This window comes from Microbacterium sp. Z12_35 (assembly GCF_058310475.1).
Window position 1 is genome coordinate 625,851 of the sequence record NZ_JBZEGJ010000002.1, and the last position, 11,972, is coordinate 637,822.

Below are 11,972 nucleotides of genomic sequence, written 5' to 3' on the forward strand. Positions count from 1 at the left end.
GGGGAGAGCGAAGGAGTTGTTGTGACGTCGCCGATACCCATGCCCGTTCGTGTGAGCGTGGTCGTCCCCGTGTTCAATCCGGGACCGGCCTTCGACGAACTCATCGGATCTCTTGACCGCCAAACCCTGCGGCACACGGAATTCGAAGTCCTCCTGTGCGATGACGGATCGGGCGAGGAGACCCGCGCGCGTCTCGCCCGTGTCGCCCGAGATCGACCGAACACGCGGGTGCTGACCCTCGCGCACACGGGCTGGCCGGGTACGCCCCGCAATCACGGCATCGCTGCGGCGCAGGGCGACTACGTGTACTTCGTCGATCAAGACGACTACCTCTTCGACGCGGCGCTGGAGAAGCTCTGCGACTACGCCGACCTGCACGCATCCGACGTGGTCATCGGCAAGGAAGTGGGAATCGGACGCCGCCTGCCGCGCCAGATCTTCCGCCGTGACATCCCTCGCGCCACGCTCGGCAAAGATCCCCTCCTGGAACTCCTCACCCCGCACAAGCTTTTCCGCACCTCGTTTCTCCGAGCGAACGACATCCGCTTCCCCGACGGACGAGTGCGCCTCGAGGATCACCTCTTCGTCATGCGCGCCTACTTCGAGGCCGAAACGATCTCCGTCCTCGCCAGCGAGCCCTGTTACGCCTGGGTGAAGCACCCCGGCAGCGCCAGCTCCTCGCGGATCGATCCCGGCACGTACTACCCCCATCTGGAGGCCGTCCTCGACCTCGTCGATGCCCACACGGAACCGGGACCGCTTCGCGACACGCTCCTGCGGCATTGGTACCGCGGGAAGATCCTGAAGCGACTGGCGGGGCGACAGATGCTCGGATATCCCGACGACTACCGCGCGCAGCTCCTCGACGTGGTCATCCCCATCGCGCGGAGAAGGTTCGGTCCCGGCGTCGACGACGGCCTCGCGCTGCCGCACCGGATCCGTTCGGCATTGCTCCGCGGCGACCGGCGCGCCGATCTCCTGTGCCTGGCGGCGTTCGAGGCCGGTCTGGAATGCCGCGCCGTGGCGACCTCCGCCACGTGGTCACGCGGGGGAGGGCTCCGGCTCACGATCCGCGTGACGATCACCCAGGACGGCGAGGATGCGCTCGTCTTCGAGTCGCCCGGCTCGGACCCCGGGCGCCTCGTGCTGTCATCCTCGTTCTCCCTCGAGGACCTTCCTCCGGCCGTCCTCAAGGCCGGCCGCGACCTTCGTCGCGACCGTGTCGAGGTTCTCCTCCACGACGACACCGACGGCACCGAGCGCCGCCTCGCGGACCGCCGACGAGACAGCCGGGCATCCTTCGGCCTCTCGGTCGACCCGCTGAAGGTCTTCAGCCGGAAGGATCGCTCCCACGGCGGGCGCATCGTCGTGAAGATTCGTCGAGCACGCTGGTCCTTCGACGTGCCCCTGACAGCGGATCCGGCGATCCTCGCCAGGGCGGGGCGCTCGCCGCTCCTGGCCGGCCGCACGTGCGTCCTCGTGGCAGCCGGCAATGGGGCGGTCGAGCTCCGTCGCGAGTGGCCGGGCGGACGTGTGAAGGACTTCGCCGGCCGCGTCGTCCGCCGAGTCCGCAGGCTCGGGCGACACGCCTGAGGGGGTCGTCGGTGGCAGGCTCGCGCGGCGCGGCCGTAAGCTGCATGCGTCGCACCGTGCGAGTGGCCGGTCGCCTCCCCGCCCCGCAGTGTGACCTGCTCACCGACGAAGGAGGCGCCCGATGAGCGCTGTGAGAGACGGACGACTCAGCCGCGGCCTCGTCACAGCCGCGGGTGCGAGCTATACCGTCAACGTCGCCTTCGGTGCGGCCGTGGCATCCGGTGCCGTCGACAACAGTCGCATCCGCTGGGTCCACCACGCCCTGTTCCTCGCCACGGCGTCGCTGACCGCGCTCGCGCTCGCTTCCCATGCCGTCCAGCGTCGGCCTGAGGCCCTCGTTCTCCTGCCGGGGGCGCTGACGCTCGCCGTGCTGCCCTACGCGGGCGGACAGCGGAGCCGGCACATCGCGGTCGCGGGGTCGGCCGCGCCGTCGTTTGCGACCGCTGTCATTCTGGCCTGGAGGAGGCGCTGATGGAGTTCCTTGACGTGGTGCGTCGTCGGAAGACGACGAATGGGGCGTTCCTCCCCGATCCGGTCTCGGAGGAGCATCAGCGGCTGCTGATGGAGGTCGCCGGGCGCGCCCCGTCGCAGCTGAACAGCCAGCCGTGGCGTTTCGTGATCGTCGAGGATCGCTCCACGATCGAGAAGATCGGCCGGATCAGCGGCGAGAGCATGACCGAGGCGATGTCCAACGGCACCTTCTTCGAGCGGTACAAGCCCTACTTCCGCTTCAGCGCCGCGGAGATGGAGCGGCGTCGAGATGGGATGCTGTTCGACCGGCTCCCGGCACCGCTCCGCCCGTTCACCAGCCAGGTGTTCACCTCGCGGGGGCAGAAGCTGATGAACGGGTTGCGCGTGCCTCAGAGCCTGGGCGAGGAGAACCGCAAGCTGGTCTCCGGCTCGCCGCTGCTGCTCGGGGTGATGCTGGACCGGTCGGAGTACCGGCCCGGTCAGCTGTCATCGTTCTACTCCGTGTTCAGCATGGGCGCGGCGATGGAGAACATCTGGCTCGCCACCGTCGAGCTCGGCATGGGGATCCAATTCATCTCCTTCCCCATGGAAGTCCCGGGTCGCTGGGACGAGATCGTCCGCCTGCTCGAGGTGCCGGACGACCTCGAGCTGATGGCGGTGTACCGGCTCGGCTATCTGCCCACCGAGCAGCGCCGGCCGCCGATCGATTGGACGAGCGGGCAACGCAAACTTCCCTCGCAGTACGTCTTCCGTGGAACCTGCGCCACCCCGCAGGAAGGGTGGGACGAGCCCTCCATCCCTCCTCCCGGGGGAAGCGGCGGCTGAGCACCGTGCCCTCACGAATGCGGGGCGCGGTAACGTCATCGGATGCCCGAACTCCGCCGCGCGGCCGTCGCCGACATCGACCCCACGACGCTGTACCGCATCCTGTGGCTGCGCGTGAGCGTGTTCGTCGTCGAGCAGAACGTCGCCTACCCCGAGATCGACGGCCGCGACATCGAACCCGGTGCCGAGCTGATGTGGCTCGAGGAGGACGGCGCGGTTCCCGCGACCCTCCGCATCCTGCGCGACGGCGACGCTCTGCGCATCGGCCGCGTCGCGACCGCCCGGAGCGCCCGCGGCCGGGGATACGCCGCCGACCTCATGCGCGCCGCCGTCGAACGCTGCGAAGAGGTGGCCCCGGGAGCCCCGATCGACCTCGACGCCCAGATGCAGCTCGAAGGCTGGTACGCGCGCTTCGGGTTCGTGCGTTCGGGTGAACCCTTCACCGAAGACGGCATCCCGCACATCCCGATGAAGCGCTCATGACCGGCGGTCAACCAGGTGAGGCCGGATACGCCTGGCTGCGCGCGCGGTGAACGGCGCCCGTGCAGGCGCCCGCAGCCGCGGGGCACGGTAGCGTAGCCAGATGCCCGAAATCCGCCGCTCCGTTGTCGCCGAGATCGACCCGACGACGCTCTACCGAATCCTGTGGTTGCGCGTGAGCGTGTTCGTCGTCGAGCAGAACGTCGCCTACCCCGAGATCGACGGCCGTGAGATCGAGCCCGGCGCGGAGCTCCTGTGGACCGAGGAGGGTGAGGCCGTGCTCGCCACCCTGCGGATCCTGCAGGATGACGGCGCACTCCGCATCGGTCGCGTGGTCACGGCAGCCGCGGCACGCGGCCGCGGCTACGGCGCTGACCTCATGCGCGCGGCCATCGAGCGCTGCGAGCGGCGCGACCCCGGTGCGCCCATCAACCTCGACGCGCTGCTTGGGCTCGAGGGCTGGTACACGCGCTTCGGATTCGCGCGCTCGGGCGAGCCCTTCGAAGAAGACGGAGTCACTCACATCCCGATGAGGCGGCCGTGACCCCGCTCCGCACCCATCGGCTGACACTTCGCGACTGGACGACCGACCCCGACGATCTCGACTTCGTGCTCGACATGTACTCGCGCGGGGACGTGCAGCGCTACCTCGGGCGCTCGCCGCGCCTCATGGCCGACGTGGAGGAGGCCCGCGCGGCGGTGAGGCGGTGGACGGCGCTCGAGGACGGCCCCCTCGGCGTCCGCGCGATCACCACGCACGAGGGCGAGAGGGTGGGCAGCCTGCTCCTGAAGCGCATCCCGTGGTCGGCGGATGCTGTGCCGCCCGGCACGCCCGAGGACATCGAGGTCGGCTGGCACCTGCATCCGGACGCGTGGGGCCACGGGTACGCGTCGGAGGCGGCCGCCGCCGTGCTGCAGGAGGCGTGGGATGGCGGCATCCCCCGCGTGGTCGCGGTGACCAACCCGGCGAACTCCGCGTCGCAGGCCGTGTGCCGGAGGATCGGGATGCGGCACCTCGGTCTCAGCGACCGGTACTACGACACGACCTGCGAGCTCTTCGCGATCGAGGCGCCCGCCCGATAGCGCGACCCGCGCCGCCGGGCAACCGGATGCGGGAGCATCCCGGTCACGCGAGGATGGGGCCATGCTCAGCATCCCCACCCTTCCCCTCAACGACGGCACCTCGTTCCCCCAACTGGGTCTCGGCACCTACAAGCTGCGCGGAGAGGCCGGGATCGACGCCATGCGTTCGGCGCTCGCCGCGGGCTACCGCCTGCTCGACTCCGCCGTGAACTACGAGAACGAGGCCGAGGTCGGGGAGGCGGTGCGAAGCAGCGGCATCCCGCGCGAGGAGATCCTCGTCACCACGAAGATCCCGGGGCGCGACCACGGCTACGACGAGACCACGGCCAGTGCGCGGCGATCCCTGGAGACCCTGGGACTTGACCGCATCGACCTGTATCTCATCCACTGGCCGAACCCGAGCGTGGACAAGTACGTCGACACCTGGCGGGCGATGATCGACCTGCGGGCATCGGGGGAGGTGCGTTCGATCGGTGTCTCGAACTTCACCGAGCCGATGCTGCGCCGGCTCGTGGACGAGACCGGTGAAGTGCCGGCGGTCAACCAGGTGGAGCTGCATCCGTACCTCCCGCAGGAGGAGCTGCGCGCCGTGCATGCGGAACTCGGCATCCGGACCGAGAGCTGGAGCCCGCTCGCCCGCCGCAGCGAACTCCTCAGCGAACCGGTCGTGACCGACATCGCCGCCGCGCACGGGGTGACCCCCACCCAGGCGGTGCTGCGCTGGCACGTGCAGGTCGGCTCGACCCCGATTCCGAAGTCATCCGACCCGCAGCGCCAGCGGGAGAATGCCGACGTGTTCGGTTTCGAGCTGTCCGCCGACGAGGTGGATGCGGTCTCCGCACTCCGCCGCGGGCGCCTGTGGGGCGCCGACCCCGACACCCACGAAGAGATGTGAGCGCGAGAAACGACAATCCGGGCGAGACGGCACGCGCTGCGCCGTTTCTCGTCCGGAACGTCGTTTCTCGCTAGCGGGCCGGGCGCGGATCGTCGGGCGCGAGGTCGGCCGGGTCGGGGAGCATCGATCCCGGCGGGCTGGGTTCCACCCGCGGGGAGGCGAGGATCGCCAGCAGCACGCCGGCCAGCGCGATCGCGCCGCCCAGCGCATTCACGGGGTCGAGGGTCTCACCCAGCAGGAGGGCGAACGCGTAGCCGAACGCGGGGATGGCCGCCGTCGCGACCCCCGATACCGCGGCCGGCACACGCTCGGCCCCGTAATTGAAGAGCACGAGCGTGGGGGCGGTCACCACCAGCGCCAGCACGAGGATGCTGATCACCCCGCGCTCGTCGGTCGGAAGGGCGAGGGTGCCCGTCGCCGCCTCCCACCCGAGCCAGGGGAGCATCAGGGCCGTGCCCCAGACGCCGGTGGCGGTGGCGAGCGACAGCGCGTCCGGGGCATCCGCCCGCCCTCCGTCCCGGCGGAGCAGGACGGTGTAGATCGCGTAGGAGGCCAGTGCTCCCACGTTGAGCACCACGCCGAGGTCGAGACGGAACCCGGATGCGGCGACCAGCGCGACGCCGATGGTCGCGAGCGTCAACCCGGCGATGGTGCGGCCGGAGAGCCGCTCGCGGATCACCATGACAGCGGCGACCGCCGTGAGCACCGGCAGGAGCGAGGCCACCAGAGCCGCGGTGCCGGGGGTGGTGAACAGCAGGCCGATGCTCGAGAGGGAGTAGTACAGCGTCACGCCGGTGAACCCCAGCAGGATGGTGCGCGGCTGTCGCAGGGCGCGCGCGAACGCCGGGCGGCGGAGGGCGAGCGGCACGAGGATGACCAGCGCCAGCCCGAAGCGGCTGACCGAGAGGACGGCCGGGGAGGCGGTCTGCAGCGCCCAGCCCGAGAGGACGTAGGCGAAGGACCACAGGATCACCGACACGCCGATCGCACTGATCGGCAGCCACCGAGCGGCCACCGGCGCCGTCAGAGTTCGATGCCGCGGTCGTCGTCGTTGACGCCGGAATTGCGCCCGCGCCACGACTCGTAGGCGATCAGCCAGCCGATCGAGATCGCCGCTCCCAGCACGATCCCGAGCCAGACGTTTCCGAAGACCATGCCGAACAGCACGCCGAGGGCCAGCACGAGCACGGTTCCCAGGAGCCACTGGGTGCGGCCGCGCGGCCAGCCGGAGCGGGGTTCGGACATACGCACAGCCTAGAGCCTGAGCGATCACGCCCCGCCCGTGAGCTCAGCCGGGAGCGGATATCGAGACCATCCAGGCGATGCCGAAGGCGTCGGTGAGCATGCCGAACCGGCCGCCCCACGGCGGTGTGTCCAACGGCATCGTGACCGTGCCGCCCTCCGCCAGCGCGTCCCAGTAGCGCTCCAGGGTGGGCGCGTCGTCGCCACTGAGCGACACGGAGAAGCCCGCGGGCGGTGAGTACGGCACGGAGCTGGGGGTGTCGGATGCCATGAGCGTGAAGCCGTCGGGCGTCTCGAGCTGCGCGTGCATGACGAGGTCGTTCTCCGACGGGTCTTGACCCATCTCATACGAACCGAAGGTGTCGATCGTCAGGTCGCCGCCGAAGATCGAACGGTAGAACTCCATCGCCGTGCGCGCGGAGCTGCGGAAGGACAGGTAGGGGTTGAGCGTCGTTGCCATGGCGACAGGATGACGCGGGGTGCCGACATCGTGGGAGAGGCTTTGGACTCAGCGGTCGCGGTGGTCTTCAGGATGCAGGCGCGGACCGCGGCGAGGCTCGATCATGCCGCTGGCGTAGATGAGCCGGATGACGCGCTGGCGCTGCCCTGCCCAGGGGGCGAGGAGTTCCAGCATCCCGTCGTCGTCCACGCGCCGGCCGGTGAGCGCGTAGCCCACGTGATGGGCCAGGTGGTAGTCGCCGACGCTGACGGCGTCCGGATCGCCGAAGGCGCGGATCCGGGTCTCGGCGCTCGTCCAGACACCGATCCCGGGCAGGCTGGTCATCACTCGGTCGCGAGTGGTGCTGTCGGGGGCGTCGGTCGCGGCGCGGACGAGGGAATCGCCGCGCGCGGCAGCCTCGACGATGGTCCGCGACTGCGGGGGCTCGAGGCCTGCCCGATGCCACGCCCACGAAGGGATGCGGCGCCACGCGGTGAGATCGGGCGGGGCGAACAGCGGCCGGGGCGTCGGTCCCGGCGCGCGCTCGCCGTACCACGTGACGATCCGCCGCCAGGCGGCGAACGCCTGGATCGCGGTCACCTTCTGCTCCATGATCGCGCTCGCGAGGGCGTCGAAGAAGAGGTCGGTCCGCCCGATGCGGAGACCGGGATGGCGGTGATGCGCGTCGGCGATCAGAGGATGGCCCGTGGGGTCGAAGTCGGCCGGGTCGTCCTGCCCTCCGCACAACGCGGGGAGCTGGTCGAGCGCCCATTCCGCGCCGGGACCCCACGCCGCGCCCCGGACGATGCCACCCGGGCCCTCGCGGAGGGCGAGGGTCGCGACGCCGGCCGGCGTGCGGCTCGCCCGCCAGATGACGCCGCCGGCCGTCGTCATCGTCGGGTCTCCGGGGCCATGACGCTGGGGGAGGACGGCCCGCGCGAGGTCGAGCGGATGCCGCGGACGATAGACCGTCTCGACCGGTCGCTGCGGCGCCGGCCGCGGGTCGCGTGCGGCTGCGGGCGCATCGCGGCCCGGACGTCGGAAGGCGGGGGCCGGCTCCGAACCGCGCCGCGCGGCGATCTCTCGCGCGCGCACCCCCGGATAAGCCATGCCCGCCACCCTACGTCCTCGTCACGACACGGCGGCCGAGAGTGGTGCGGGGTGGTTCAGACGCGGTCGGGGGAGGGGGTGCCGTGCCCGAAGCGGAGAACGACGTCGGCGTGCCGGTCGAAGCGGTACCCGACGCCGCGCACGGTGCGGACGATGTCTTCGTAGCGACCGAGCTTGGCGCGCAGCCGCCGCACGTGCACGTCGATCGTGCGTTCGCCCGGCGTCTCGTCATCCGTCGTGCCCTGCCAGAGGGAGGCAACCAGTTCGCTCCGGTCGATCGTCCGGCCCTCGCGCAGGACGAGGTACTGCAGCAGCTCGAACTCCTTGAAGGTGAACGCCGCGGACTCTCCGTCGATGAGCACGCGCTTGCGGGAGATGTCCACGATGACGCCGCCGGCGAGGGTGTCGGCGTCCTCCGGTTCCTGCTTGGTGCGGGCAACGGCCGAGGGTTCGTGCAGCGCGAGCCGCACGACATCCACATCGCGACCGCCGGAACCGGCGGGGGCGAGCGCGACGGTGGCGTAGGTCTGGGCGCTCGGGGCGAGGTCGGCCAGGGTTCGGCGGAGGGCCTCCACCAGGGTGCCGAGGCTCACGCCGTCGGCGGCGGCCTTCACCTCGTCGATCCCGACGTAGAGGGCGAACCCGCGGGGGGCGGTTCCGGGGGGCAGGTGCCGCTCGGCGGCGGGCGGCTCGGCGACGACCGAGGCCGGAGGGGCCGGGGGCGTGGCGACGGCGCGCAGGTGGCGGACGGGAGCGGGGCGGTCGAGAAGGGCGGAGGTCGACATGATGATGGCTGTCCTAAGAAAGCAGAACCTGCGCTCGCACGAGGAGGCGGTTCGGATGCGGGAGGGAGGGCCGCGATGGCCGGAACGAGGCATCCGGGTGCGCGTGATCGACGCGCGCTCCGGGGCGCTCGGGGACGGCGTGCTCGGCGTTCAGAAGCTCGAGCGGTCGTCCGACGGAGTCACCGAGTCAGCGACACATTCGACACGACTGAGCGCGGCCGGCCATCATCATGCCGGCAATCCCGTTCGCCTCCCAGGCGGACAGAGAACGCGCGTTGTCAGTCATACGCCCGATTATGTCGGTATGCGTCGCGATGCGTCAAACGTGTCAGGTCCGTCGCGGGCAATGTTTCACTCTATGACGCCGACGTGCGACGGTCGTCGCACGGTCATCCTCGATATGTTGCAATATCCGCTAAACCTCTTGTGCCGAGATCGCCGAAGGTCTAACGTCTGTGTCGAAGCGCTTCCCGTAAGCGCTTCGACAACGGGGAAACCGCGGCTTTGGCCGCTGACGATGGAGTCCGCATGGCGAAGATCGATGAGGTGGCCAAGGCCGCCGGTGTCTCGATCAGCACGGTCTCGTATGCGCTCAGTGGCAAGCGGCCCGTCGCCAAAGACACCCGAGAGCGCATCGAGCGTGCCGTCCGGGAACTGGGCTACAGCCCCAACGCCGGAGCGCGCATGCTCGCGGGCGACCGCACGCACATCTTCGCCCTGACGGAGCCGTTGCGCCCCGACACCCATGCGCCGACGCACATGGCGTTCGTGCTGGCGGCCACGGTCGCTGCGCGGCGACAGGACTACGACATCCTGCTGCTCACCGATGAACAGGCGCAGGCGGGCATGAGCCGCGTCGCTTCGAGCGGCCTCGTCGACGCGATCATCGTCCTGGATGTCGCGCCCGACGACCCGCGCGTGGCTCTCGCACGGGCGATCGAGACGCCGTCGATCTTCATCGGGGTCCCCGATGACCACGAAGGCCTCGTCTGTGTCGACCTCGACTTCGAGCGGGCTGCCGCTCTCGCCGTGGATGCCCTCCTGGATGCGGGGCACGAGCGCATCGCGCTCATCGGTCAGACCGACATCGCCTACCGCACATCCAACTTCCCTCCGCGCGTGCGCAACGGCGCGATGGAGCGAGCCGCCGAGCGCGGTGTCGAGTTGCAGTTCCGCTCCTCCGGTGCGGTGATGACCGACCCGCTCGCGACGCGGCGCGCCGTCGCTGAGCTGCTGGAGTCGGGCATCACCGGGATCGTGCTGCACTGCACGCAGGAGGCCCACGTCGCGGCGCTCGAGGAACTCGCGACCTCGGGCGTGTCCGTTCCGGACGACGTTTCCGTCGTGGCGGTGGGGGCCACCTTCGATACCGCGGCGATGCCGACGCCCGTGGACACGATCCCGCTCATCCCGCAGGCATCCTGTGACCTCGCCGTCGATCTGGCCGTGCGCTCGCTCGGCCCCGATCGCCCGGTGCCCGGGCTGCACCTCATCCCGCCGACGTACGTCGACCGCGGGTCGGTCGCTCGCCCCGTCGTCCCCGCCCGCCGCTGACCCGCCCGCCCAACCCGATCCGCATGCCTCGCATCGAAGCGCTTCGACACCGCGTCATCCCCGCCCCACCCGACCAGCACGTCACCAAGAAAAGTCACTCAGAAAGGAGTGCCGAAGATGGCACGAATCACCAGGAACACCCAGCGCCGTGCCGCCGCGGCTCTGGCCACCGCAGCGGTGGCCGCGCTCGCTCTCACCTCCTGCTCCGGCGGATCGGGCGACAGCGAAGGAGACGACACCCTGACCCTCTGGCACTACGAGGGTGACAACAGCGCCATGGGCATCGCCTGGGCGGAGGCGATCAAGGTCTTCGAAGAGGAGACGGGCGCGACCGTCGAATTCGAGGAGCGCAGCTTCGAACAGATCCGCTCCACGGCGAGCCAGGTGCTCAACTCCGACGAAGCGCCCGACCTGATGGAGTTCAACAAGGGCAACGCCACGGCCGGGTTCCTCGCCAGCCAGGGCCTCATCGCCGACATCAGCGACGCGGTCGAGGAGCACGGCTGGGACGACCAGCTGGCCTCGGCCCTGCAGACCACCGCGCGTTACGACGAGGACGGCGTCATGGGTTCGGGCGCCTGGTACGGCGTTCCCAACTACGGCGAGTTCGTCACGGTCTACTACAACAAGGATGCCTTCGCCGCCGCCGGGCTCGCGGTGCCGACGACCTACGACGAGTTCATCGCCGTGCTCGATGCCTTCCAGGCGCAGGGGATCACCCCGCTGGCCGAGGCCGGCTTGGAGTACCCGCTCGGTCAGCTCTGGTACCAGCTGGCGCTGAGCCAGGCGGACCGGCAGTGGGTCAACGACTACCAGCTGTACGAGAACCCGGTCGACTGGACCGGCGACGAGATCACGTACGCCACCGAGACGGTCCTCGAGTACGCCGACAAGGGCTACTTCTCGCCGGACGTCACCGGGCAGAAGGCCGAGGACGCGGGTCTGTCGTTCATCAACGGCACGGCACCGATCTTCGTGTCCGGCAGCTGGTGGTACGGACGCTTCGTCGATGAGATCGACGGGTTCGACTTCGGGCTGTTCCCCTTCCCCGACAGCGCCCTGAGCCTCGGCTCGTCGGGCAACCTCTGGGTGGTCCCCGAGCGCGCGGAGAACAAGGAGCTCGCGTACGAGTTCATCGACATCACCATGCGTCCCGAGATCCAGGCGCTCATCGGCAACAACGGCGGTCTGCCCGTCGCCGCGGATGAGGCGGACATCACCGACCCGAAGAGCCTCGAGCTCATCCAGGCCTTCAACGCCGTCAACGAGCAGGACGGGCTGTCGTTCTACCCCGACTGGCCTACCCCGACCTTCTACGACAGCCTCGTCGCCGAGTTGCAGGAGCTGGTGAACGGCACCAAGACGGCGGCAGAGGTCCAGGAGGCCCTCGGCGCCGAGTACGACTCGTACGTCGACGACTTCCGTTGATCGACCGGGGTGGCCCGCCGCGTCGGGCCACCCCGCCCCCCTGCACACTTCATCCATCCACGCCCGA

14 protein-coding genes are annotated in these 11,972 nt (G+C 70.0%); 9 read left to right on the plus strand and 5 right to left on the minus strand.

Annotated elements, in window-relative coordinates:
- The first annotated feature begins 39 nt into the window (after positions 1 to 39).
- The 7 genes from AC4FS1_RS15845 (at position 40) to AC4FS1_RS15875 (ending at position 5,347) form a co-directional block, all read left to right on the plus strand.
- Complete coding sequence (locus AC4FS1_RS15845; protein ID WP_491156666.1) at positions 40 to 1,593, plus strand: glycosyltransferase family 2 protein; 1,554 nt, start codon at positions 40 to 42, stop codon at positions 1,591 to 1,593.
- Positions 1,594 to 1,714: 121 nt separating this feature from the next.
- Positions 1,715 to 2,065, plus strand: a complete 351-nt coding sequence (locus AC4FS1_RS15850; RefSeq protein ID WP_491156667.1) for a hypothetical protein — start codon at positions 1,715 to 1,717, stop codon at positions 2,063 to 2,065.
- Positions 2,065 to 2,889, plus strand: a complete 825-nt coding sequence (locus tag AC4FS1_RS15855; protein WP_491156668.1) for a nitroreductase family protein — start codon at positions 2,065 to 2,067, stop codon at positions 2,887 to 2,889. Before AC4FS1_RS15850 ends, AC4FS1_RS15855 begins: the two co-directional genes overlap by 1 nt.
- A 42-nt stretch (positions 2,890 to 2,931) precedes the next feature.
- Positions 2,932 to 3,372: a GNAT family N-acetyltransferase gene (locus AC4FS1_RS15860; protein WP_491156669.1), complete on the plus strand. Its 441-nt coding sequence runs from the start codon at positions 2,932 to 2,934 to the stop codon at positions 3,370 to 3,372.
- A 100-nt stretch (positions 3,373 to 3,472) separates the two neighbouring features.
- Positions 3,473 to 3,913 carry a GNAT family N-acetyltransferase gene (locus AC4FS1_RS15865; protein ID WP_491156670.1) on the plus strand — a complete coding sequence of 147 codons (441 nt, stop codon included), beginning with the start codon at positions 3,473 to 3,475 and terminating at the stop codon, positions 3,911 to 3,913.
- Positions 3,910 to 4,452, plus strand: coding sequence for a GNAT family N-acetyltransferase (locus tag AC4FS1_RS15870; protein ID WP_491156671.1), 543 nt, complete (start codon positions 3,910 to 3,912; stop codon positions 4,450 to 4,452). The genes AC4FS1_RS15865 and AC4FS1_RS15870 overlap by 4 nt, the downstream gene beginning before the upstream one ends.
- 61 nt (positions 4,453 to 4,513) lie before the next feature.
- Positions 4,514 to 5,347 carry an aldo/keto reductase gene (locus tag AC4FS1_RS15875; RefSeq protein ID WP_491156672.1) on the plus strand — a complete coding sequence of 278 codons (834 nt, stop codon included), beginning with the start codon at positions 4,514 to 4,516 and terminating at the stop codon, positions 5,345 to 5,347.
- Positions 5,348 to 5,417: 70 nt separating this feature from the next.
- Here the strand turns inward: AC4FS1_RS15875 and AC4FS1_RS15880 are convergent, their stop codons facing one another.
- The 5 genes from AC4FS1_RS15880 to AC4FS1_RS15900 are packed head-to-tail and all read right to left on the minus strand — an operon-like array spanning position 5,418 to position 8,923.
- Positions 5,418 to 6,362: a DMT family transporter gene (locus AC4FS1_RS15880; RefSeq protein WP_491156673.1), complete on the minus strand. Its 945-nt coding sequence runs from the start codon at positions 6,360 to 6,362 to the stop codon at positions 5,418 to 5,420.
- An 8-nt stretch (positions 6,363 to 6,370) separates the two neighbouring features.
- Positions 6,371 to 6,592, minus strand: coding sequence for a hypothetical protein (locus AC4FS1_RS15885; protein ID WP_491156674.1), 222 nt, complete (start codon positions 6,590 to 6,592; stop codon positions 6,371 to 6,373).
- A gap of 43 nt (positions 6,593 to 6,635) precedes the next feature.
- The gene (locus AC4FS1_RS15890; RefSeq protein ID WP_491156675.1) at positions 6,636 to 7,049 is read right to left on the minus strand and encodes a VOC family protein; all 414 of its coding nucleotides are present in this window, start codon (positions 7,047 to 7,049) and stop codon (positions 6,636 to 6,638) included.
- A 48-nt stretch (positions 7,050 to 7,097) separates the two neighbouring features.
- Complete coding sequence (locus AC4FS1_RS15895) at positions 7,098 to 8,138, minus strand: DNA-3-methyladenine glycosylase family protein (RefSeq protein WP_491156676.1); 1,041 nt, start codon at positions 8,136 to 8,138, stop codon at positions 7,098 to 7,100.
- Positions 8,139 to 8,194: 56 nt separating this feature from the next.
- Entirely contained in the window at positions 8,195 to 8,923 is a 729-nt protein-coding gene (locus tag AC4FS1_RS15900) for a winged helix-turn-helix domain-containing protein (protein WP_491156677.1), read from the minus strand.
- 528 nt (positions 8,924 to 9,451) lie between these two features.
- Here AC4FS1_RS15900 and AC4FS1_RS15905 point away from each other — a divergent pair.
- Together AC4FS1_RS15905 and AC4FS1_RS15910 are read left to right on the plus strand one after the other, a co-directional pair.
- On the plus strand, positions 9,452 to 10,477 hold the full coding sequence (locus AC4FS1_RS15905) for a LacI family DNA-binding transcriptional regulator (RefSeq protein WP_491156678.1): 1,026 nt from the start codon (positions 9,452 to 9,454) through the stop codon (positions 10,475 to 10,477).
- A gap of 117 nt (positions 10,478 to 10,594) precedes the next feature.
- Positions 10,595 to 11,905: an ABC transporter substrate-binding protein gene (locus AC4FS1_RS15910; protein WP_491156679.1), complete on the plus strand. Its 1,311-nt coding sequence runs from the start codon at positions 10,595 to 10,597 to the stop codon at positions 11,903 to 11,905.
- Positions 11,906 to 11,972 lie beyond the last annotated feature (67 nt).

Bases quoted from the DNA above. Each gene is read 5' to 3' on its own strand.
- AC4FS1_RS15885 (WP_491156674.1), bottom strand. From the start codon at position 6,592: ATGTCCGAACCCCGCTCCGGCTGGCCGCGCGGCCGCACCCAGTGGCTC.
- AC4FS1_RS15865 (WP_491156670.1), top strand. From the start codon at position 3,473: ATGCCCGAAATCCGCCGCTCCGTTGTCGCCGAGATCGACCCGACGACG.
- AC4FS1_RS15890 (WP_491156675.1), bottom strand. From the start codon at position 7,049: ATGGCAACGACGCTCAACCCCTACCTGTCCTTCCGCAGCTCCGCGCGC.
- AC4FS1_RS15845 (WP_491156666.1), top strand. From the start codon at position 40: ATGCCCGTTCGTGTGAGCGTGGTCGTCCCCGTGTTCAATCCGGGACCG.
- AC4FS1_RS15910 (WP_491156679.1), top strand. From the start codon at position 10,595: ATGGCACGAATCACCAGGAACACCCAGCGCCGTGCCGCCGCGGCTCTG.
- AC4FS1_RS15860 (WP_491156669.1), top strand. From the start codon at position 2,932: ATGCCCGAACTCCGCCGCGCGGCCGTCGCCGACATCGACCCCACGACG.
- AC4FS1_RS15855 (WP_491156668.1), top strand. From the start codon at position 2,065: ATGGAGTTCCTTGACGTGGTGCGTCGTCGGAAGACGACGAATGGGGCG.
- AC4FS1_RS15900 (WP_491156677.1), bottom strand. From the start codon at position 8,923: ATGTCGACCTCCGCCCTTCTCGACCGCCCCGCTCCCGTCCGCCACCTG.
- AC4FS1_RS15850 (WP_491156667.1), top strand. From the start codon at position 1,715: ATGAGCGCTGTGAGAGACGGACGACTCAGCCGCGGCCTCGTCACAGCC.
- AC4FS1_RS15895 (WP_491156676.1), bottom strand. From the start codon at position 8,138: ATGGCTTATCCGGGGGTGCGCGCGCGAGAGATCGCCGCGCGGCGCGGT.
- AC4FS1_RS15875 (WP_491156672.1), top strand. From the start codon at position 4,514: ATGCTCAGCATCCCCACCCTTCCCCTCAACGACGGCACCTCGTTCCCC.
- AC4FS1_RS15905 (WP_491156678.1), top strand. From the start codon at position 9,452: ATGGCGAAGATCGATGAGGTGGCCAAGGCCGCCGGTGTCTCGATCAGC.